This is a genomic window from Herbaspirillum chlorophenolicum, from assembly GCF_001189955.1.
Taxonomy (GTDB): Bacteria; Pseudomonadota; Gammaproteobacteria; order Burkholderiales; family Burkholderiaceae_D; genus Herbaspirillum; species Herbaspirillum chlorophenolicum.
Map to the genome: position 1 here is coordinate 71,639 of NZ_LFLT01000002.1, position 19,087 is coordinate 90,725.

Below are 19,087 nucleotides of genomic sequence, written 5' to 3' on the forward strand. Positions count from 1 at the left end.
CGGCCGTTTTTGCCTGGATGGCAGCGGGTCAGGTACTTTCGCGTTCGACGATGGAGTAGCCCAGGTCGCATATCGGCTGGGCCACGCCCAGGCCGTTGAAGCGCGCCAGCAGCATTTCCGCCGTGGTCAGGCCGATCTGGTGGCCGCTGATCTGCACCGTGGTCAGCGCCGGCGTGACTTCGGGGGCGATCTCAAGATTGGCGAAGCCGGCCAGCGCAATCTGCCTGGGCACCTGGATTCCGCGCCGGATGCATTCCATCGCGGCGCCAGCGGCGATGACGTCATTGCTGAAGAAGACGGCATCGACATCGGGATGCTCTCGCAGCAGCAAGCCGATTGCTTCGCGCCCCGCGTGGAGGAAGGAACCCAGCGGGATCTTGATGTGGATCGGCTCCTGCGCGCCATGCGCCAGCACGGCATCGCGCATTCCCGAAAAGCGCGCCATGCCGCGCGGATCTTCGCCGCCGATGAAGGCCATGCGGCGGTATCCCTTCTTGATGAGGTAGTCGCCCATGGCGCGTCCGGCTTCATGGTTGTTGAAGCCGACCAGCATGTCGATGGGGCGCTTGGTCAGGTCCCAGGTTTCCACCACCGGGATGCCGGCTGCCTTCAGGCGCTGGCGCGTGCGGGCGGTATGCTGGACACCGGTCAGCACCAGGCCGTCGACGCGGCGGCCGATGAAGGCTTCCACCAATGCCGTTTCCGCCGTTTCAGAATAATTGGTCTGCCCCAGCAGCAACTGGTAGCCCTGCTCGCTGAGCTTTTCCGACAGTCCGCGCACGGTTTCCGCGAAGATCGAATGGCTGATGGTGGGGACGATGGCAGCGACGATGCGAGTGCGGCGCGACGCCAGGCCGCCGGCCAGCATGTTGGGGATGTAGCCCATGCTGGCGATGAAGGATTCCACCTTGGCGCGGGTCTCGGGAGAAACCTTTTCCGGCGTATTGATCACGCGCGACACCGTGATGTGCGACACACCGGCGGCGCGGGCAACGTCTTCCTTGGTGATGGCGCGTACTGGAGCGGCGCTGGCGGGTGCTGGCTCGGTATTAGGTTTTCTTGTCATTGGCAGGATTCATTTGCGGACCCGAGTGGTAAGCATAGCAGCATGGCTTGCCGGGATCAGTTGCGGAAAACCGCAGTTTGCCGCCGGTTTCAATCGCGGTCGTTGAAGGCCGAGATGTGCGAAACCTGGAACACGCCAGACAGGGATTGCAGTTCGTTGCGATGCAACTGCGCCAGCCGGTGCAGGTATTCCTCGCCGAGATCGGTCAAGCGTACCTGTACCAGGCGTTTATCGCGGTCATCGGGCGTGCGTGTGACCAGGCCGGCTTTCACGCAACGGGTAACCAGCGCCACAACGCCGTGATGCTGGGCCTGCAGCCGCTCCGCCAACTCGCTGATGCTGGCCCATTCGCGGCCGGGAAACCCCTTGATATGCAGCAGCAGCAGGTATTGCAGCGGCGTCAGGCCTTCGCTCTGGGCGGCATCTTCGGAAAAGCGCAGGAAGCGGCGCAATTGGTAGCGGAAGTCGGAGAGCGCTTCGAAGTCTTCCTTCTGCAGGCGGGATGCGCTTTTCATCGGCGGCGCCCATGTCCGCCGGACATGGAGTCTGTTGTGCGCATGTGCGGCAAGCTTGCTGCGCAGCAGGTGGAGTCAGACATAAATATCATCTTATGATGTAATTGCGGTTTGGCTGCGCTTCGCCGGTGCGTAGCCGTTTAATGTATGAAAAGACAAAAGACGCCGAAAAACAGATATGCCCGATTCTATCTTGCTGTGGCTTAAAAGTTTCATTCCGCCCAGAAACAACGTTGACCGCTTCGAGCGCATGCGCTCCTGTGCCGGGAGCCTGTTCGGCATCCTGCTGGTGGGTTTGGTGAGCTATGCCATCTTGCCGCATGAAGCCAGGACCATTTGGCTGATTGCGCCCATGGGCGCATCGGCGGTGCTGCTGTTTGCGGTGCCATCGAGCCCGTTGGCGCAACCGTGGTCCATCATCGGCGGCAATCTCAGTGCCGCATTGATTGGCATCAGTTGCGCCAAGCTGGTCCAGGAGCCGGCATTGGCTGCGGCGCTGGCCATTTCGCTGGCGATCGGAGCGATGTTCTTGTTGCGCTGCCTGCATCCACCCAGCGGGGCCGTTGCCTTGACTGCCGTGCTGGGCGGGCCGGTGGTGCACGACATGGGCTATCAGTTCGTATTGGTGCCGGTCGGCTTGAATTCGGTGCTGCTGTTGCTGGCGGCGTTGTTCTTCAATAACGCCAGCGGCCGCCGCTATCCGCATGCCCAGCAGAGCGTTGCACCGCATCCGCACCAGACCAGGGACGAATTGCCGATCACGCGGCTGGGCTTTTCGCATGAGGATCTGGACGAGGTGCTGAAGAGCTATAACCAGGTGATCGACATTGGCCGCGATGACCTGGAAGAGATTTTCATGCAAACCGAGATGCGCGCTTATCACCGCCGTTTCGGCGAGACGCGCTGCGAGGCGGTGATGTCGCGCGATGTCGTGGCGGTGGAATTCGCCACCAGCCTGGACGATGCCTGGAGGCTGTTGCAGAGGCATCGCCTGCGCGCTTTGCCTGTGATCGACCGGGGACGGCATGTGATCGGCATCGTCAGCCGCAGCGATTTCCTTGAACATGCCGGTGCGGAAGTGCATACCGGCCTGGCTGCGCAATTGCGCAAGCTGTTGCATCGCGTGCCATTTTCCCATTCCGATAAGCCTGAAGTGGTCGGCCAGATCATGAGCCGGCCGGTGATTTCAGCGGAGGTGGATACGCCGCTGCTGGAGCTGGTGCCGCGCATGGCCGATGGCTTGCACCAGATCCCCGTGCTGGACGCCGATGGCAAGTTGGCGGGCATGCTGACCCAGTCCGACATGATCGCCGCGCTGTATGAGAAGAATCTGGCGGCGGCCCGTGCGGCATCTGCCGGTGCCGGCTTGCGCAGTGCGGCTTGACAGGGTGGGCGGGGAAGGCGATTCTGCGCGGAACGATTCCCGCGATGAGTGATTGATGCGATATGTTAAGGAGAAAGGGCGGGAGCAGGTGTAAAGGAGAGCTGTGATGAGGATGAGTACGTTGGCTGTCGCTATTGCCATGATGCTGGCTCTGTCCGCCTGCGAGCGCAAGGGTGTGAATCCGCCCAAGCCGGTGACATCGATGCAAGCCATGCCTGCCTCGGGGTGAAAAGGGCGGAAATGCCGGCCTGGCACGAGTTATTGGAAAGGTGAATATCTGCTATTGCCACAATAAAGCAGACTCGGCGTTGGCGGATCGCTATAGTTGCACCTGTCTCCTCCAATCTCCTCCTTAAGAAATTGGATTCAAGCCCGCAGCCAACAGGTTCGCGGGCTTTTTTTTTGCCCGTTTTCCCCGGCCGCAGGTGTGCAATTTGAGGGGGCCGGCGGGTGGTGGGCGCTTCTTGGTAAGATGGAGGCTGTTGCGCGGTTAGTCTGACGCGCTGCGCGCCGACCGGCAGCGCTCCATGTTTTTTGTTTCAGAACCGTCAATGTCCCAAACGCCCCAAATACCTTCGCCTCCCCCTGAACGGCCCGATACGCCTTGCGTGGCTGTCTGCTCCACTACTTTTGACGACGTTTGCCGCGGTTGCGGGCGGACGGTCGATGAGGTGGCGCAATGGGTATTCATGAATCCCGAGGAGCGCGAAGTGGTGTGGCAACGCATCCTGGCGCAGGGATATCCGCGCCGCAATTACTGAGCCGTCTTTTCAGCGCGGCTGCGCAGCAGGCTGGCCGAAGAAAGCGACGCCGGCCTGGCGCAGCATATCGGTCAGTGCGATCAGCGGCAGTCCGGTGAGGGCGGTTGGGTCATCGCTTTGTATGCTTTGCAGAATGGCAATGCCCAGGCCTTCGTTTTTTGCGCTGCCGGCACAATCGTAAGGTTGCTCGATGCGCAGGTAGGCGTCGAGTTCGGCGTCTGGCAAGTCGCGAAATGTCACGAGGGTTTGTACGTTACGCATCTGTGCTGCGCGAGCCGCATCGGGCTTGCGGCCATCCCACAGGCACAGCGCAGTGTGGAAGATGACCTGGCGGCCGCGCATTTTCTGCAGTTGTTTCAGCGCATTGGCATGGTTGCCGGGCTTGCCGATCTGTTCGCCGTCCAGGGTCGCTACCTGGTCCGATCCGATCACCAGCGCGGCTCCCGCCTTGGCCGCTACCGCCGCCGCTTTTTCGCGCGCCAGGCGCAAGGCGGTGGCATCGGGCGTTTCGCCGGGATGCGGCGTTTCGTCGATGTCCGGCACCATGGTGTCGAAGGGCAGGCCGAGGCGGCTGAGCAATTCTTTGCGATAGACCGAGCTTGATCCGAGAATCAGGCGTGTCGGTACGGCGATAGTGTTGTCTTGCGGCATGGCGGCAGTCTTGTTGTGCGGATATTGATGTGGCTGGAAAGGCAAGATTGCCGCCCAAATCCGGCCGAAAAGACGTTGCGCGGCGACAGCCAGGCGACAAATTCGCAGAAAGCGCGCTAACGCTTTGACTGGTAAGGAAATTTTCTGTTATTATCGCAGGTTTTCCGGATTGCAGCTTTGGATATGAATGCACTTGTGATCGACGCGTTCGAGTTTTGCCGGCTGAAACAGCAGGCCCAGGGCGAGATTCCGGTTGCTGAATTAGGTCGTCTGGCGCAAGAGACGGTTGACCGTTCCGGCACGATAAAGTGGGCTTTGGCCGGCGATATCGACAAGCTGGGGCAGGCTCAACTTAGTCTGGCAGTGTCGGGTGCCGTTAATCTGATCTGTCAGCGTTGCCTGACGGCATTGCATTTCGAGATTGATTCGAAGTCGCTGCTGGTACTGGCAAAAGATGAGGCGCAGGCCGATGCGATCGAAGAGCTGATTGACGATGAAGGAATTGATGTCATCGTCGGTTCGGCAACTTTCGACGTAGCCAACCTGGTCGAGGATGAAGCGTTGCTTGCGTTGCCTGTGGCGCCCAAGCACGATGCCTGTCCAGAGAGTGGTGTGGCGGCTGAAGCCAAAGGTACTGAGCGGGCCTCCCCGTTTGCAGTGCTGAAGAAGTTGAAGCAGTAATTGTTAGGGGATGTCTGGCAGGTGCCGGGCAGCAGCATCCGGGTTGATGGAAACCTGAATCCGGTGTGTTAAAATTTTCAATCTTAAGGTTTAGGAGTAATCATGGCCGTTCAACAGAACAAAAAGACCCCGTCGAAGCGCGGTATGCACCGTGCACACGACTTTCTGACTGCACCTCCGCTGGCTGTCGAGCCGACGACTGGTGAGACCCACCTGCGTCACCACATCAGCCCGAACGGTTTCTACCGTGGTCGCAAAGTGCTGAAGACCAAGAACGACGAGTAATCTCATTTATTGAGCTTGCTGTTTTTGGAGAAAAGCGGCGCAATGAGCTTCCATTCCAGGAGGTTCATTTTGCGCCGCTTTTTTATGCCTGCGGCATTCGTGTCTGCAGGTATGCCTGCCTGCTTGTCGGCGTATCAATTGCGCCCCGGCTTGTGCGTGCCATTTTGAATGGTGCCCAATCTGCCTCATAATATGGGCTGGCAAGGCTCTGAATCAAATCGATGACCATCAAAATTTCAATCGACTGCATGGGTGGCGATCACGGCCCGTCAGTTACTCTCCCAGCCGCTGCCTCTTTCATCCGTCGTCAATCCGATGCGGAACTGATCCTGGTCGGCCAGGAAAGCGTGTTGCAACCGCTATTGAAAAAGTACAAGCTGGCCGGCGAGCCGCGCGTACAAATCCGCAATGCCTCCGAAGTGGTCACGATGGAGGATCCGATCGAGGTGGCCTTGCGCCGCAAGAAAGATTCTTCCATGCGCGTGGCGGTGACCCTGGTCAAGGACGGCCAGGCACATGCCGCAGTATCGGCCGGCAATACCGGCGCACTGATGGCGGTATCCCGCTACGTGCTCAAGACCCTGCCGGGCGTGGACCGGCCCGCCATCTGCACCATCCTGCCGAACCAGAAGGATGGTCCCACCTACATGCTCGACCTTGGCGCCAATGTTGATTGCGAACCCCAGCATTTGCACCAATTCGCCTTGATGGGCTCGGCGCTGGTGTCGGTAATGGAAGGCAAGCCCAAGCCGACGATCGGCTTGCTCAATGTCGGCGAAGAAGACACCAAGGGCAATGAACTGGTCAAGGAGACGGCCGGCTTGCTGCGGGCGGACCATGAGAAGGGTATCCTCAACTTCTACGGCAACGTGGAAGGCAATGATATTTTCGAGGGCACGACCGACCTCGTCGTCTGCGACGGTTTCGTCGGTAACGTGACGTTGAAGGCCTCCGAAGGGCTGGGGCGTTTCGTCAAGAGCGTGCTGACATCCGAATTCAAGAAGGGCTTGGTCAACAAGCTCGGCGCGCTCATTGCTTATGGCGCGATCAAGGCGCTGTCGCGCCGTCTCAATCCTTCCCGTTACAATGGCGCCAGCCTGCTGGGACTGAAGGGGCTTGTGTTCAAGAGCCATGGCGGCGCCGATGTATATGCCTTTGAATGGGCTATCCGCCGCGCGTATGATGCTGCCAAGTATGACGTGCTCGCGCGCATCGGCGCGACCATGGCAGAATTGATGCCCCAGGGACAGGGGCGCCCGGCCGAGGCGGCCGTCGCGGCTGAAGAGCCAGCGGTGGTGCAGGCTTCGCTGCAACAACCGAACTAACAGAGCAAAAAACGGTATGACCATTTATAGCAAAATCGTCGGTACAGGAAGTTATCTGCCTGCCAAGCGCGTGACCAACAACGAACTGGCTGCACAACTGGCAGAGCAGGGCATTGAAACCTCGGATGAATGGATCGTTACGCGCAGCGGCATTTCCGCGCGCCACTATGCGGAACCGACCCAGCTTTCCAGCGACCTTGCGCTGGCGGCTGCGCAGCGTGCGCTGGAAGCGGCTGGCATGCAGGCCAACGATATCGACCTGATCATCCTGGCGACGTCGACACCGGATCACCTGGGCGGTTTCCCCAGCACGGCCTGCGTGGTGCAGCACAAGCTCGGCATCACCAATGGTTCGCCGGCGATGGACGTGCAGGCAGTGTGCAGCGGCTTCGTCTACGCGATGTCGGTGGCCGACAGCTTCATCAAGTCCGGTGCGCACAAGAACGTGCTGGTGATCGGTACGGAAGTGTTTTCGCGTATTCTCGACTTCAAGGATCGCAGCACCTGTGTGCTGTTCGGCGATGGCGCCGGCGCGGTGGTGATGAGTGCATCAAGCGAGCCGGGCGTGCTGGCATCCAAGTTGCATGCCGATGGCAGCCATGGCCACATCCTGTGTGTGCCGGGCAACGTTGGCAATGGCGCCGTGGCTGGCAGCGCTTACTTGTACATGGACGGCCCGGCAGTGTTCAAGCTGGCTGTGTCGGTGCTGGACAAGGTTGCCCGCGAGGCGCTGGCGGCTGCCAAGGTCGACGCTTCCGAGATCGACTGGCTGATTCCGCACCAGGCCAATATCCGCATCATGCAAGGTACCGCCAAGAAACTGGGGCTGCCGCTGGAGAAGATGGTAGTCACCGTCGGTGAGCATGGCAACACGTCGGCTGCTTCGATCCCGCTGGCGCTGGATCAGGCGGTGCGCGATGGCCGCGTCAAGCCTGGCCATACCGTCATGATGGAAGGCGTGGGCGGCGGTTTCACCTGGGGCGCTGTGCTCGCCCGAATGTAAGGCTGGAGCGCCGCCGGGGCCGTTGCGGTATTGCGGCCTCATGGGCGGCGTTTCGTTTTCTGTTTCATCCAACCTCAATCAAATCCAAGCATGACAAAATTTGCTTTTGTTTTCCCGGGCCAAGGCTCTCAGGCGATCGGGATGCTCAACGGTTTCGCCGATAATGAAGCGGTTCGCCAGACCGTGGCTGAAGCGTCCGACGCCTTGCAGTTCGATTTGGGCAAGCTGATTGCCGAAGGCCCGAAGGAAGACCTGGACCTGACTACCAATACGCAGCCGGTCATGCTGACCGCCGCCGTGGCGTTCTACCGCGCCTGGCTGGCGGCTGGCGGCCAGGCGCCGGCGCTGGTCGCCGGCCACAGCCTGGGTGAATACTCCGCATTGGTGGCGGCTGGCGTGATCCAGTTCAAGGATGCGGTGCCGCTGGTGCGCTTCCGTGCCCAGGCCATGCAAGAAGCCGTGCCGGTCGGGCAGGGCGGCATGGCAGCTATTCTCGGCTTGTCCGACGACGATGTGCGCGCCGCGTGTGCGGAAGCGGCGCAATCGGAGGTGGTCGAGGCCGTCAATTTCAACGCGCCGGCGCAAGTCGTGATCGCCGGCCACAAGGGCGCTGTCGAGCGGGCTTGCGAGATCGCCAAGGCCAAGGGTGCCAAGCGCGCGCTGTCGCTGCCTGTATCGGCGCCGTTCCACTCGTCGCTGCTCAGGCCTGCATCCGACCGGCTGCAGGCTTATCTGGCCAATGTGGCGTTCGTCGCGCCGCAGATTCCTGTCATCAACAACGTTGACGTGGCGATAGTTGGCGAACCTGCTGCCATCAAGGATGCGCTGGTGCGCCAGGCGGCCAGCGCGGTGCGCTGGGTCGAGACCGTCCAGAAGATGGGCGCCGACGGCATCACCCATGTCATCGAATGCGGTCCGGGCAAGGTGCTGACCGGCCTGACCAAGCGTATCAACGGCGAACTGATCGGCGAGGCTATCGTCGACCAGGCGTCCCTGGAAAAAGTATTGGAGCTGCTCAAGTGAGTACACAGAATCTGCAAGGACAAGTCGCGCTGGTTACTGGCGCATCGCGCGGCATCGGCCGCGCCATCGCAGTGGAGTTGGCAAAGCAGGGCGCCAAGGTGGTGGGTACCGCCACTTCGGAGGCTGGTGCTGCCGCCATTAGCGAATATCTCAACGCCTTGCAGCCGGAGTGCGGCAAGGGGCTGGTGCTCAACGTCAACGATGCCGCAGCTTGTACCGCCATCGTCGAACAAGTGCAGAAGGAATACGGTTCGTTGTCGATCCTGATCAATAACGCCGGTATTACGCAGGACCAGTTGGCCATGCGCATGAAAGACGAGGAGTGGGACAGCGTCATCGCTACCAACCTGACCGCCGTGGGCCGCCTGTCGCGCGCGGTGCTGCGCGGTATGATGAAGGCCAGGCACGGCCGCATCATCAGCATCACTTCGGTGGTGGGGGAGGCCGGCAATCCCGGCCAGATGAATTACGCTGCCGCCAAGGCCGGCGTGGCAGGCATGAGCCGCGCATTGGCGCGCGAGATCGGCAGCCGCAACATCACCGTCAACTGCGTGGCACCCGGCTTTATCGATACCGACATGACCAAGGCGCTCAACGAGCAGCAGTCCGCCGCGATCCTGCAGCAGATTCCGCTGGGCCGCCTGGGCGCCGCTGAAGAGGTGGCGGCGGCGGTGGCCTTCCTGGCTTCGGCGCAGGCGGGCTACATCACCGGCAGTACGCTGAATGTGAACGGCGGCATGTACATGGGTTAAGCATGTTCCAAGGGATTGATTTAAATCCTTTTGGTGCATTTTGTTTGAAGTTAAGCTGGACTTGGCGCAATCTTGCCAAGAATAGTTAAAAGTAAATTTTCCCCGCGCAAACCTGCTAAAATGCGCGCACTTTTGTAACCTATCTATCCTCTGGAGGAACAATATGTCCGATATCGAACAACGCGTTAAGAAGATCGTCGCTGAGCAACTGGGCGTCGCCGAAGCCGACATCAAGAACGAATCGTCGTTCGTTGACGACCTGGGCGCTGACTCCCTCGACACCGTCGAGCTGGTCATGGCTCTGGAAGATGAGTTCGAAATGGAAATCCCTGACGAGCAGGCAGAGAAGATCACCACCGTGCAACAGGCGATCGACTACGCCAAGTCGCAAGTCAAGGCCTAACAAGGGCTTTGGACCAAGTTTGTAGGAGAATTGCTTGAGCCGCACTCGTGAACGTCGTGTAGTCATTACCGGCCTGGGGTGCATTTCACCTGTCGGCAACAATATCGCCGATACGTGGAGTGCCATCAAGGAAGGCAAGTCCGGCATCGCCACCATCACCAAGTTTGACGCTTCGCCATTCACCACGCACTTTGCTGGTGAAGTGAAGGGCTTCAATATCGAGGATTACATCCCCGCCAAGGAAGCGCGTCACATGGATACCTTCATCCACTACGGGATGGCAGCCGGTATCCAGGCCATTGAAAATAGTGGTTTGACGGTAACGGACGAGAATGCCGAGCGTATCGGCGTCATGATCGGTTCCGGTATCGGTGGCCTGCCCCTGATCGAAGAAACTCATGCGGAGCTGACCAACCGCGGCCCGCGTCGCATCAGCCCGTTCTTCATCCCGGCCTCGATCATCAATATGATCTCCGGCAACCTGTCGATCAAGTACGGCATGAAGGGCCCCAACCTGGCCATCGTGACGGCTTGCACCACCGGTTTGCATTGCATCGGCGCATCTGCGCGCATGATCATGTACGGCGATGCCGACGTGATGATCGCCGGCGGCGCCGAGTCCAGCGTTTCGCCGCTGGGTATCGGCGGGTTCGCCTCGGCGCGCGCGCTGTCGACCCGCAACGACGATCCCGCCACCGCGTCCCGTCCGTGGGACAAGGATCGTGACGGGTTCGTGCTGGGCGAAGGCGCCGGCGTGATGGTGCTTGAAGAATATGAGCACGCCAAGGCTCGCGGCGCGACGATCTATGCGGAGCTGCTGGGCTTCGGCATGAGCGGCGATGCCTACCATATGACCGCGCCGAACCTGGATGGTCCGCGCCGCTGCGTGCTCAATGCATTGCGCGACGCCGGCGTCAATCCGGATGAAGTGCAGTACCTGAATGCGCACGGTACCTCGACCCCGCTGGGCGACAAGAACGAAACCGAGGCGATCAAGGCCGCTTTCGGCGATCACGCTTACAAGATGGTAGTCAATTCGACCAAGTCGATGACCGGCCACCTGTTGGGCGGAGCCGGTGGCCTGGAAACGGTGTTGACGGTCCTGGCCGTGCATCACCAGATCTCCCCGCCGACGATGAACATCATCAATCAGGATCCGGAATGCGATCTCGATTATTGTGCGAATCAGGCGCGTGATCTGAAAATCGATATTGCCGTGAAGAACTCTTTCGGCTTCGGTGGCACCAACGGTACACTGGTCATCGGCAAGATGTAAAATGCGGTACCCGGCTTTCAGGTGAAAGCCGGGTTTGTCATTTTGATGGCGTCTTATGTCGACGATAGCGGTTTCTGCGGATATCAAACCTTCCCGTCTGCTTTTGCTGGTCATGACCTTCGCCTGCTTGTGCGTGGTTTTGGTCGGCGTTGCGGTGTGCCTGTTGCTGTCGGGGCAACTTTCATGGCTGCTGCGTGGTATCTTGGCGGCAGCCAGCCTCATTGCTGCGGCCATTGCGCTGTTTCTCGTCTTGCGCGGACGCAAGACCATCTGGTTGCATATCTCCGCCACGGGCCAGATTCGTGTCGTGGAACATCTCATCAACAGCAGTAGTGCCCGGGCCAAGCCCCAGGTAATGAAGGCCGGCCTGGCCCAGCTGTTGGCTGGGACTACTGTTTGGCCTGGCATGCTGTTTTTGCGCCTGCGTCTTGAGAATGGCAAGACCCGCACCATCCCAATCCTTTCGGATTCTGTCTCCGAAGATACATTCAGGGCGCTTTCCGTGGCATGCCGCTGGTTGGTCAGCCACAATATGGCCAAAACCCAGATGCTGGAAAAATAGGTCGATAGAGCTTGAAAATTGCCAAATCGGAACCATCTGGTTGAGGGCAATAGCCATAGAAAAACAAGGCGATAAAAGAACAAGGAATCCGGTTTGACGACAGAACGCGAAATAGACCAGCTGCTTGTTGAACGCGTCCAGCGTGGCGACAAGAAGGCGTTCGAGCTATTGGTAGTCAAGTATCAACGTAAGCTGATGCGTCTGGTGTCGCGGCTCGTGCGCGACCAGGCGGAAGCCGAGGATGTGGTGCAGGAAGCTTTTATCAAGGCTTACCGCGCGCTGCCGCAATTTCGCGGCGATTCGGCTTTTTATACTTGGCTTTATCGCATCGGCATTAATACCGCAAAAAATTATCTCGTTACTTTGGGAAGGCGAGCTCCAACTTCTACGGAAGCAGACGCTGAAGAAGCTGAAACTTTTGACGATGGAGACCACCTAAGGGACATCAACACTCCTGAGTCGATGTTGGCCACCAAGCAGATTGCTCAGACGGTCAACGTGGCGATGGAGGCATTGCCGGAAGAATTACGTACTGCCATCACGTTGCGCGAGATCGAGGGGTTGAGCTACGACGAGATTGCAGATGCGATGAATTGTCCAATCGGTACCGTGCGCAGCCGCATTTTCCGTGCACGGGAAGCCATCGCCGAGAAGTTGCGTCCGTTGCTGGATACGGCAGCGGACAAGCGCTGGTGACGCCGCTGGTAATGTTGTTGATAAGAAACAAAATAATAAAGCGGGTATGGAACTAAGATTTTTGCCGGGTGACTGCTTATGGATGCCAAAGTAACAACCAGAGAACAGATCTCTACGCTTGCCGATGGTGAGCTGAGTTCTGAAGAGATGACTATTGCCCTTGCCGCTTTGCGTTCGTCGCAAGATGGCCGTGAAGCCTGGGAGGTCTACCACCAGATTGGAGATGTCCTGCGCTCCGAGGAAATGGACATCTCATTGAGTGCCGGCTTTTCGGCCAAAATGAGCGCTTTGCTGGATGCAGAGCCTGCGATCGTGGCGCCCCAAGCGTCTGCGGACGCATCGAGCGAGGCTGCGGTGGTGGTGCCCTCTGCCGCCAACGGCGATCACCAGGCGGTGCGCCCGCGTGGCCGGAGCCGCTTTTTCCTGCCGGGCGCCGCTGCGGCTGCAGCTGTCGTGGCTGCCGTATTCGTGGCGATGCCGCAGCAGGCTGTCGTGACTGCGGATTCGGGGACTTCCCCGGTACAGGTCGCTTCAGCGCCAGTCGTCGTGCCGTCGGCGATTTCCAATGTGTCGGCTAACGGCGCTGCGGGGGACGGTTCGCAAAACGTCACTCAACTGAGCACGTTGGCGCAGCAAGGGGAAGTCAAACGCGATCCGCGCATCGACGATTACCTGTTTGCCCATCAGCGCTTCTCGCCGTCATACAGCTCGGCGCAATACGCGCGTTCTACCGCTTTCTCTGTTAACGCAGATAAATAATATGTGGCAAAAAGGGCATTTGCTCAGGCTACTTCCATTCCTCTCCACTTTATTCGTACTGTCCGCCCAAGCGGTGGATGGTACGCCACCACCGGCTACGAGGCAGGCTCTATCTGCTTCTGCTGCCGCGGCTCAAGCCCAGCTGAAGAAGATTCAGTCTGCGGCACAGCGTCTCAGCTATTCGGGTACTTTCGTTTATCAGCAAGCCAACCAGATGCGCACCTCGCGCATCACGCACATCCTGGCCGGCAAGAACGAACTGGAAAAGCTCGAAGTATTGGACGGCAAGCCGCGTGAATATCTCCGCAATAACGATGATGTCGCCTGTTATATTCCTGACGCCAAGACGGTATTGATCGAGAAGCGCGTTACGCGCGATGTTTTCCCCGCCATTTTGGGCGCCGATCCGGAGGATCTGGTGAACCATTACAATCTGAGCATGGGTGGAGATGAGCGGGTGGCCGGCAGGGATTGCCAGGCGATTGTGCTGGAACCCAAGGACAAGCTGCGTTATGGTTACCGATTCTGGGCCGACAAGAATTCCGGCCTGTTGCTGCGGGCGCAGACGCTGGACAGCAAGGGGGAAATCGTCGAGCAGATTGCTTTCACCCAGATTGAAATCGGCCCGATCGACCGCGCCCGGATACGTCCCAGCTATACCGATACGCGTGGCTGGCGCATCGAGAAGGCAGCGATGAGTTCGGTTGATCTGTCCGGTTGGAGCGTCACGCCGCCACCGGGGTTTCGCAAGGTCCAGGAAGTACGCAGGCTGATTTCCGATACGGCAGACGCCGGAGCATCGTCGGCCCAGAATCGGCCGGCCGAGCGTGAAGTGTCGCAGATCGTGTTTTCCGATGGACTGGCAGCCATTTCGGTGTTCATTGAAGCCGGTGGCCAGAATCATAATGAAGGTGCAATCCAGCAAGGGGCGCTGAATATCGTCGGCCGGCGCCAAGGAGATTACTGGCTGACTGTGGTGGGGGAAGTGCCTGCTGCCGCGATCCGCCAGGTGGCTAATTCGATCGAGCTAAAAACCAAATAAAAGAGAACGTTGCAATGACTTCACTGAAGAAAACTATCGTCGCTTGCTCACTGCTGGCAGCATCCGTTTTTGTGGCCGTTCCCGCAGCGTCTGCGGCACCGGCCGTGGTGGCGCCCAGCGTGGCGGGGTTGCCCGATTTTGCCGATATTGTCGACCGTACCGGCCCAGGCGTCGTCAACATTCGCACCACTGAACGTGTGCGTAATGGCGGCCAGGTGCAAGGGGGCATCGACGATCCTGAAATGCAGGAATTTTTCCGCCGTTTCTTTGGCATTCCCATTCCGCGCCAGCAGCAGCCGGGTACCCCCCGCGGCAATGGAAAGCAAGGCGGCCAAAGCCAGCAGGAAGAGGTGCCGCGTGGCGTAGGATCCGGTTTCATCATTTCGGCGGACGGTTTTATCCTGACCAACGCCCACGTGGTGGATGGCGCCAGCGATGTCTATGTGACGCTGACCGATAAGCGTGAATTCAAGGCCAAGATCGTTGGCGCCGATACCCGCACCGACGTTGCCGTGCTGAAGATCGACGGCAGCAACCTGCCGCGCCTGGCCATGGGTGACTCGGACAAGATCCGGGCCGGCGAATGGGTATTGGCCATCGGTTCGCCGTTCGGCCTGGAGAACACCGTGACTGCCGGCATCGTTTCGGCCAAGGCACGCGACACCGGCGATTATCTGCCGCTGATCCAGACCGACGTGGCGGTCAATCCCGGCAATTCAGGCGGTCCGCTGATCAACCTCAAGGGCGAGGTGATCGGTATCAATTCGCAGATCTACAGCCGTTCGGGCGGCTTCATGGGCATCTCGTTCGCGGTACCCATTGATGAAGCGCTGCGTGTGGCCGACCAATTGAAAGCCAGCGGCCGCGTGACGCGCGGACGCATCGGTGTGCAGATTGGCGAAGTTACCAAGGATGTGGCCGAGTCGCTGGGCCTGGCGCGTGCACAAGGTGCGCTGGTGCAGCGCGTCGAGCCGGATGGCCCGGCGGCGAAAGCCGGCCTGGAGGCTGGCGACATCATCCTGAAGTACAACGGTGCTCCAATCGAACGCCCGAGCGATCTGCCGCGCATGGTTGGCGCCACCAAGCCGGGCGCCAAGGCGACTGTGAATATCTGGCGCAAGGGCAGTGCGCGCGACGTCAGCGTGGCCGTGGTGGAGCTGGAGGCCGACAAGCCCAAGCAGGCCGAGGAAAAGAAGGCCAAGCCGGACAATACGCCCAACGCGCTGGGCCTGATCGTCAGCGATCTTTCCGACGCGCAGAAGAAGGAGCTCAAGGCGGATAACGGCGTGCTGGTTGAGGCCGCGAGCGGAGCTGCTGCGGCGGCGGGTATTCGTCCCGGCGATGTCGTGCAACGCCTCAACGATGTCGATATCAGGGATGCCAAGCAATTCAACCAGTTGGTGGCCAAGCTGGATGCCAAGAAGCGTGCGGCGGTATTGATCCGCCGTGGAGATTCTTCGCAATTCGTGCCGTTGCGTCCTAACGGCGGCAACTGAGGCCGATAAAAACGCGCCGTCTCGGTGCGAGAGGCTGCAAACCGTGGTCTGCAGCCTTTTTTATTGTCTGAGCCGGGTGGGCAAGAGGTGAGATGGCCGATACGCTTCGTTTCGTGATTTACTCCCGCAGTTATTGCCATCTATGCGATGACTTGCGGCAAGCCTTGCTGACCAGGCTGGATGGACGGGCGGCTGATATCGAGATGGTGGATGTCGATGCGGATCCTGCCTTGGTGGAACGCTATGACGAACTGGTGCCGGTGCTGATGGCGCAGCAGCGTGATGGCGAATGGTTGCAACTCTGCCATTATTTTCTGGACGAATCTGGTCTTCAGGTCTTTATCGATGGTGTCGACGGCCAGGGCACCGGCGCGCGATAGGATATTTTGCCGAATTCCTCCGAGGAAATTTTTTCTTCCCGGAAGATCGTATGCATGCGTGACAGGAATGGTCTGGACTACAGGAAAGACGCGATTCTCCCTCTGAAATCCGGTAAAATGCCGGGTCGAACAAGCTGTTGCAAAGGCGCTCGGCTGGGACTGCTCCCGCTACAGAGCGCCTTTTTTTATCGTTACCCGTCTGTTAATGAACAATATTCGTAATTTCTCGATCATCGCCCACATCGACCATGGCAAATCCACCTTGGCCGATCGCATCATCCAGTTGTGTGGAGGTCTCTCCAACCGTGAAATGGAAGCCCAGGTGCTGGACTCGATGGATATCGAGCGCGAGCGCGGCATCACCATCAAGGCGCAGACCGCCGCCCTGTCGTACAAGGCGAAGGATGGTCAGGTCTACAACCTCAATCTGATCGATACCCCGGGACACGTCGACTTCAGCTACGAAGTCAGCCGCTCGCTGTCCGCCTGCGAGGGCGCATTGCTGGTGGTGGATGCCTCGCAAGGCGTGGAGGCGCAGACGGTGGCCAACTGCTACACCGCGCTGGAGCTCGGTGTGGAAGTGGTGCCGGTGCTGAACAAGATCGACTTGCCCTCGGCCGATCCAGACAACGCCAAGAGCGAGATCGAAGAAGTCATCGGCATCGACGCCTCCGACGCCACACCGTGCTCGGCCAAGACCGGCCTGGGCGTGGAAGACGTGCTCGAAGCCATCATCGCCAAGGTGCCGGCACCGAAGGGCGACGCCGATGCGCCATTGCAGGCGCTGATCATCGACTCCTGGTTCGACAATTACGTCGGTGTGGTGATGCTGGTGCGTATCGTCAATGGCACCTTGCGTCCCAAAGACAAGATCCTGTTCATGGCCACCGGCGCCCAGCACCTGACCGAAAGCATCGGCGTGTTCACGCCCAAGTCGCAATCGCGCGAGGCGCTGACAGCAGGGCAGGTGGGCTTCGTCATTGCCGGTATCAAGGAACTCAAGTCCGCCAAGGTGGGCGATACCGTGACCCTGGCAGGCAAGCCGGCGCCGGCGCCGCTGCCCGGCTTCAAGGAAGTGCAGCCGCAAGTGTTTGCCGGCCTGTTTCCGGTCGAAGCCAACCAGTACGACGCGCTGCGCGACTCGCTCGAAAAGCTCAAGCTCAATGACGCTGCATTGATGTACGAACCGGAAGTATCGCAGGCGCTGGGCTTCGGCTTCCGCTGCGGCTTCTTGGGCCTGCTGCACATGGAAATCGTGCAGGAGCGCCTGGAGCGCGAGTTTGACATGGACCTGATCACCACCGCGCCAACCGTGGTGTATGAGGTACAAATGCGCGACGGTACATTGCTGATGGTGGATAACCCGTCGAAGATGCCGGAAGTCTCCAAGATCGAGGAAGTCCGCGAACCCATCGTCACGGTCAACCTGTACATGCCGCAAGAATATGTCGGCTCGGTCATCACGCTGTGCACGCAAAAGCGCGGCATCCAGACCAACATGAGCTACCACGGCAAGCAGGTGCAACTGACTTACGAAATGCCGATGGCCGAGATCGTGCTCGACTTCTTCGACCGCCTCAAGTCGACTTCGCGCGGCTACGCCTCGATGGACTATGAGTTCAAGGAATATCGCGCGGCCGATGTGGTCAAGGTCGACATGCTGATCAATAGCGAGAAGGTCGATGCGCTGGCCATCATCGTGCACCGTGCGGCGGCGCAGTTCCGCGGGCGCGCAGTAGCGGCCAAGATGCGCGAGCTGATTCCGCGCCAGATGTTCGACGTGGCGATCCAGGCCGCCATCGGCGCCACCATCATCTCGCGCGAGAACGTCAAGGCGTTGCGCAAGAACGTGCTGGCCAAGTGCTACGGCGGCGACATCTCGCGTAAGCGCAAGCTGCTGGAAAAGCAGAAGGCCGGCAAGAAGCGCATGAAGCAGGTCGGCTCGGTGGAAATCCCGCAGGAAGCATTCCTGGCAATCTTACAAGTGGAAGAGAAATAACATGCAGGCATTGTTGGGCAACTTCGCACTGATTCTGTTCGTCTTGATGGTGGTGACCGGCGTGGTCTGGTTTGCCGATGTGTTCTTCCTCTCCAAGCAGCGCAGCGCCCGTGCCGATGCGGCATTGGCCGAGTTCGACGCCCGCGTGGCGCGCGACAACGCCGAAGGCATCAAGCGCGAAGGCAATGTGGCCAGCGGCCGCGCCGATCTCAAGGCCAAGCTGCTCAAGCAGCCGGCATGGATTGAATATTCCGGCAGCTTCTTCCCGGTGATCGCGCTGGTGTTTTTCCTGCGCTCCTTCCTGTACGAACCGTTCAAGATCCCATCGAGTTCGATGGTGCCGACCTTGCTGGTGGGCGACCTGATCCTGGTGAACAAATACACCTATGGCATTCGCCTGCCGATCATCAATAAGAAGATCATCGAGGTGAACGATCCCCAGCGCGGCGACGTCATGGTTTTCAAGTATCCGAAGGATACGACGGTCGATTACATCAAGCGTGTTGTAGGCGTGCCTGGCGACAAAATAGTCTATAAAAACAAGCGTTTAACGGTGAATGGTGAAGAAATCTCTTATAAACCGCTGCCGGATTATCTGGATGAAGAAAATCTGACGTACTATAAGCAGTGGCAGGAAAACCTGACCGGCGTGGAACACAAGATCCTGACTGACGAGCGCGCTCCGAATTTCGTACCGAACCCTGATGCCTTCCCGCATCACGAGCTGTGCACCTATAACGCCGAAGGCTTTGCCTGCACGGTGCCGCAGGGCGAATATTTCATGATGGGCGACAACCGGGACAACAGCCTGGACAGCCGCTATTGGGGATTTGTCCCCAATCAGAACATTGTCGGAAAAGCATTCTTCGTCTGGATGAATCTGGGCGATTTAAAGCGGATCGGCAGCTTCAAGTAAGGCGCCGCATCCTGGTAAGAACCTGCTCCCGCTCTCCCCGGGAGTTGGTCAATCGTCCTTTCGGGATGGGATGCAAGGCGCAAAACGCAGTCGGGCCGGTGGCCCGGCGAGG

General features: G+C 59.3%; 22 protein-coding genes. 19 read left to right on the forward strand and 3 right to left on the reverse strand.

Translation table 11 applies throughout. The features are described 5' to 3' along the window. Positions 1-28: 28 nt before the first annotated feature. Together AKL28_RS01900 and AKL28_RS01905 are read right to left on the reverse strand one after the other, a co-directional pair. Positions 29-1,066 carry a LacI family DNA-binding transcriptional regulator gene (locus tag AKL28_RS01900; RefSeq protein WP_082221328.1) on the reverse strand — a complete coding sequence of 346 codons (1,038 nt, stop codon included), beginning with the start codon at positions 1,064-1,066 and terminating at the stop codon, positions 29-31. An 89-nt stretch (positions 1,067-1,155) separates the two neighbouring features. Further along, positions 1,156-1,581 carry a MarR family winged helix-turn-helix transcriptional regulator gene (locus AKL28_RS01905; RefSeq protein ID WP_050466376.1) on the reverse strand — a complete coding sequence of 142 codons (426 nt, stop codon included), beginning with the start codon at positions 1,579-1,581 and terminating at the stop codon, positions 1,156-1,158. A 178-nt stretch (positions 1,582-1,759) separates the two neighbouring features. On the opposite strand from AKL28_RS01905, the gene AKL28_RS01910 reads away from it, so the two are divergent. The 3 genes from AKL28_RS01910 to AKL28_RS01915 all read left to right on the forward strand — a co-directional run bounded on the left by AKL28_RS01910 (position 1,760) and on the right by AKL28_RS01915 (position 3,726). After that, entirely contained in the window at positions 1,760-2,965 is a 1,206-nt protein-coding gene (locus AKL28_RS01910) for an HPP family protein (RefSeq protein WP_050466377.1), read from the forward strand. 106 nt (positions 2,966-3,071) lie between these two features. Next, positions 3,072-3,194 carry a hypothetical protein gene (locus tag AKL28_RS25280; protein ID WP_269432160.1) on the forward strand — a complete coding sequence of 41 codons (123 nt, stop codon included), beginning with the start codon at positions 3,072-3,074 and terminating at the stop codon, positions 3,192-3,194. A gap of 322 nt (positions 3,195-3,516) precedes the next feature. Then, on the forward strand, positions 3,517-3,726 hold the full coding sequence (locus AKL28_RS01915; RefSeq protein ID WP_050466378.1) for a DUF1289 domain-containing protein: 210 nt from the start codon (positions 3,517-3,519) through the stop codon (positions 3,724-3,726). A gap of 9 nt (positions 3,727-3,735) precedes the next feature. Here AKL28_RS01915 and AKL28_RS01920 read toward each other — a convergent pair whose 3' ends face one another. Beyond that, the gene (locus AKL28_RS01920) at positions 3,736-4,377 is read right to left on the reverse strand and encodes a Maf family nucleotide pyrophosphatase (RefSeq protein ID WP_050466566.1); all 642 of its coding nucleotides are present in this window, start codon (positions 4,375-4,377) and stop codon (positions 3,736-3,738) included. 183 nt (positions 4,378-4,560) lie between these two features. Between AKL28_RS01920 and AKL28_RS01925 the strand changes: the two genes are divergently transcribed. From AKL28_RS01925 to lepB, 16 genes are all read left to right on the forward strand, one after another. Then, the gene (locus AKL28_RS01925) at positions 4,561-5,058 is read left to right on the forward strand and encodes a YceD family protein (protein WP_050466379.1); all 498 of its coding nucleotides are present in this window, start codon (positions 4,561-4,563) and stop codon (positions 5,056-5,058) included. 102 nt (positions 5,059-5,160) lie between these two features. Continuing rightward, on the forward strand, positions 5,161-5,343 hold the full coding sequence (gene rpmF / locus AKL28_RS01930; RefSeq protein ID WP_006463510.1) for a 50S ribosomal protein L32: 183 nt from the start codon (positions 5,161-5,163) through the stop codon (positions 5,341-5,343). Between the two features lie 221 nt (positions 5,344-5,564). Further along, a complete protein-coding gene (gene plsX, locus AKL28_RS01935) occupies positions 5,565-6,668 on the forward strand; it encodes a phosphate acyltransferase PlsX (RefSeq protein ID WP_050466380.1) in 1,104 nt (367 codons plus the stop codon). A 16-nt stretch (positions 6,669-6,684) separates the two neighbouring features. Then, the gene (locus AKL28_RS01940) at positions 6,685-7,671 is read left to right on the forward strand and encodes a beta-ketoacyl-ACP synthase III (RefSeq protein WP_050466381.1); all 987 of its coding nucleotides are present in this window, start codon (positions 6,685-6,687) and stop codon (positions 7,669-7,671) included. 90 nt (positions 7,672-7,761) lie between these two features. Next, a complete protein-coding gene (gene fabD, locus AKL28_RS01945) occupies positions 7,762-8,694 on the forward strand; it encodes an ACP S-malonyltransferase (protein ID WP_050466382.1) in 933 nt (310 codons plus the stop codon). Further along, the gene (gene fabG / locus AKL28_RS01950) at positions 8,691-9,446 is read left to right on the forward strand and encodes a 3-oxoacyl-ACP reductase FabG (RefSeq protein ID WP_050466383.1); all 756 of its coding nucleotides are present in this window, start codon (positions 8,691-8,693) and stop codon (positions 9,444-9,446) included. The genes fabD and fabG overlap by 4 nt, the downstream gene beginning before the upstream one ends. A gap of 163 nt (positions 9,447-9,609) precedes the next feature. Next, positions 9,610-9,849: an acyl carrier protein gene (gene acpP, locus AKL28_RS01955; RefSeq protein WP_006463505.1), complete on the forward strand. Its 240-nt coding sequence runs from the start codon at positions 9,610-9,612 to the stop codon at positions 9,847-9,849. 34 nt (positions 9,850-9,883) lie between these two features. Further along, positions 9,884-11,125 (forward strand): beta-ketoacyl-ACP synthase II, encoded by a 1,242-nt coding sequence (gene fabF / locus AKL28_RS01960; protein WP_050466384.1) that lies wholly within the window; start codon positions 9,884-9,886, stop codon positions 11,123-11,125. 55 nt (positions 11,126-11,180) lie between these two features. After that, complete coding sequence (locus AKL28_RS01965; protein WP_050466385.1) at positions 11,181-11,687, forward strand: protein YgfX; 507 nt, start codon at positions 11,181-11,183, stop codon at positions 11,685-11,687. Between the two features lie 93 nt (positions 11,688-11,780). Then, on the forward strand, positions 11,781-12,383 hold the full coding sequence (gene rpoE / locus AKL28_RS01970; protein WP_050466386.1) for an RNA polymerase sigma factor RpoE: 603 nt from the start codon (positions 11,781-11,783) through the stop codon (positions 12,381-12,383). A 78-nt stretch (positions 12,384-12,461) separates the two neighbouring features. Beyond that, positions 12,462-13,142: a sigma-E factor negative regulatory protein gene (locus AKL28_RS01975; RefSeq protein WP_050466387.1), complete on the forward strand. Its 681-nt coding sequence runs from the start codon at positions 12,462-12,464 to the stop codon at positions 13,140-13,142. A 1-nt stretch (position 13,143) separates the two neighbouring features. Beyond that, positions 13,144-14,184, forward strand: a complete 1,041-nt coding sequence (locus AKL28_RS01980) for a MucB/RseB C-terminal domain-containing protein (RefSeq protein ID WP_050466388.1) — start codon at positions 13,144-13,146, stop codon at positions 14,182-14,184. 14 nt (positions 14,185-14,198) lie between these two features. Continuing rightward, positions 14,199-15,680 (forward strand): DegQ family serine endoprotease, encoded by a 1,482-nt coding sequence (locus AKL28_RS01985; RefSeq protein ID WP_050466389.1) that lies wholly within the window; start codon positions 14,199-14,201, stop codon positions 15,678-15,680. A gap of 92 nt (positions 15,681-15,772) precedes the next feature. Next, on the forward strand, positions 15,773-16,060 hold the full coding sequence (locus tag AKL28_RS01990) for a glutaredoxin family protein (RefSeq protein WP_050466390.1): 288 nt from the start codon (positions 15,773-15,775) through the stop codon (positions 16,058-16,060). A gap of 205 nt (positions 16,061-16,265) precedes the next feature. After that, on the forward strand, positions 16,266-18,059 hold the full coding sequence (lepA, locus tag AKL28_RS01995) for a translation elongation factor 4 (protein WP_050466391.1): 1,794 nt from the start codon (positions 16,266-16,268) through the stop codon (positions 18,057-18,059). Between the two features lies 1 nt (position 18,060). Continuing rightward, on the forward strand, positions 18,061-18,975 hold the full coding sequence (gene lepB, locus AKL28_RS02000; protein WP_050466392.1) for a signal peptidase I: 915 nt from the start codon (positions 18,061-18,063) through the stop codon (positions 18,973-18,975). Positions 18,976-19,087 lie beyond the last annotated feature (112 nt).

Coding starts and splice junctions, on each gene's coding strand:
- AKL28_RS01900 (WP_082221328.1), bottom strand. CDS start 1,066: ATGACAAGAAAACCTAATACCGAGCCAGCACCCGCCAGCGCCGCTCCA.
- AKL28_RS01905 (WP_050466376.1), bottom strand. CDS start 1,581: ATGAAAAGCGCATCCCGCCTGCAGAAGGAAGACTTCGAAGCGCTCTCC.
- AKL28_RS01910 (WP_050466377.1), top strand. CDS start 1,760: ATGCCCGATTCTATCTTGCTGTGGCTTAAAAGTTTCATTCCGCCCAGA.
- AKL28_RS25280 (WP_269432160.1), top strand. CDS start 3,072: ATGAGGATGAGTACGTTGGCTGTCGCTATTGCCATGATGCTGGCTCTG.
- AKL28_RS01915 (WP_050466378.1), top strand. CDS start 3,517: ATGTCCCAAACGCCCCAAATACCTTCGCCTCCCCCTGAACGGCCCGAT.
- AKL28_RS01920 (WP_050466566.1), bottom strand. CDS start 4,377: ATGCCGCAAGACAACACTATCGCCGTACCGACACGCCTGATTCTCGGA.
- AKL28_RS01925 (WP_050466379.1), top strand. CDS start 4,561: ATGAATGCACTTGTGATCGACGCGTTCGAGTTTTGCCGGCTGAAACAG.
- rpmF (WP_006463510.1), top strand. CDS start 5,161: ATGGCCGTTCAACAGAACAAAAAGACCCCGTCGAAGCGCGGTATGCAC.
- plsX (WP_050466380.1), top strand. CDS start 5,565: ATGACCATCAAAATTTCAATCGACTGCATGGGTGGCGATCACGGCCCG.
- AKL28_RS01940 (WP_050466381.1), top strand. CDS start 6,685: ATGACCATTTATAGCAAAATCGTCGGTACAGGAAGTTATCTGCCTGCC.
- fabD (WP_050466382.1), top strand. CDS start 7,762: ATGACAAAATTTGCTTTTGTTTTCCCGGGCCAAGGCTCTCAGGCGATC.
- acpP (WP_006463505.1), top strand. CDS start 9,610: ATGTCCGATATCGAACAACGCGTTAAGAAGATCGTCGCTGAGCAACTG.
- AKL28_RS01965 (WP_050466385.1), top strand. CDS start 11,181: ATGTCGACGATAGCGGTTTCTGCGGATATCAAACCTTCCCGTCTGCTT.
- AKL28_RS01975 (WP_050466387.1), top strand. CDS start 12,462: ATGGATGCCAAAGTAACAACCAGAGAACAGATCTCTACGCTTGCCGAT.
- AKL28_RS01980 (WP_050466388.1), top strand. CDS start 13,144: ATGTGGCAAAAAGGGCATTTGCTCAGGCTACTTCCATTCCTCTCCACT.
- AKL28_RS01985 (WP_050466389.1), top strand. CDS start 14,199: ATGACTTCACTGAAGAAAACTATCGTCGCTTGCTCACTGCTGGCAGCA.
- AKL28_RS01990 (WP_050466390.1), top strand. CDS start 15,773: ATGGCCGATACGCTTCGTTTCGTGATTTACTCCCGCAGTTATTGCCAT.
- lepA (WP_050466391.1), top strand. CDS start 16,266: ATGAACAATATTCGTAATTTCTCGATCATCGCCCACATCGACCATGGC.
- lepB (WP_050466392.1), top strand. CDS start 18,061: ATGCAGGCATTGTTGGGCAACTTCGCACTGATTCTGTTCGTCTTGATG.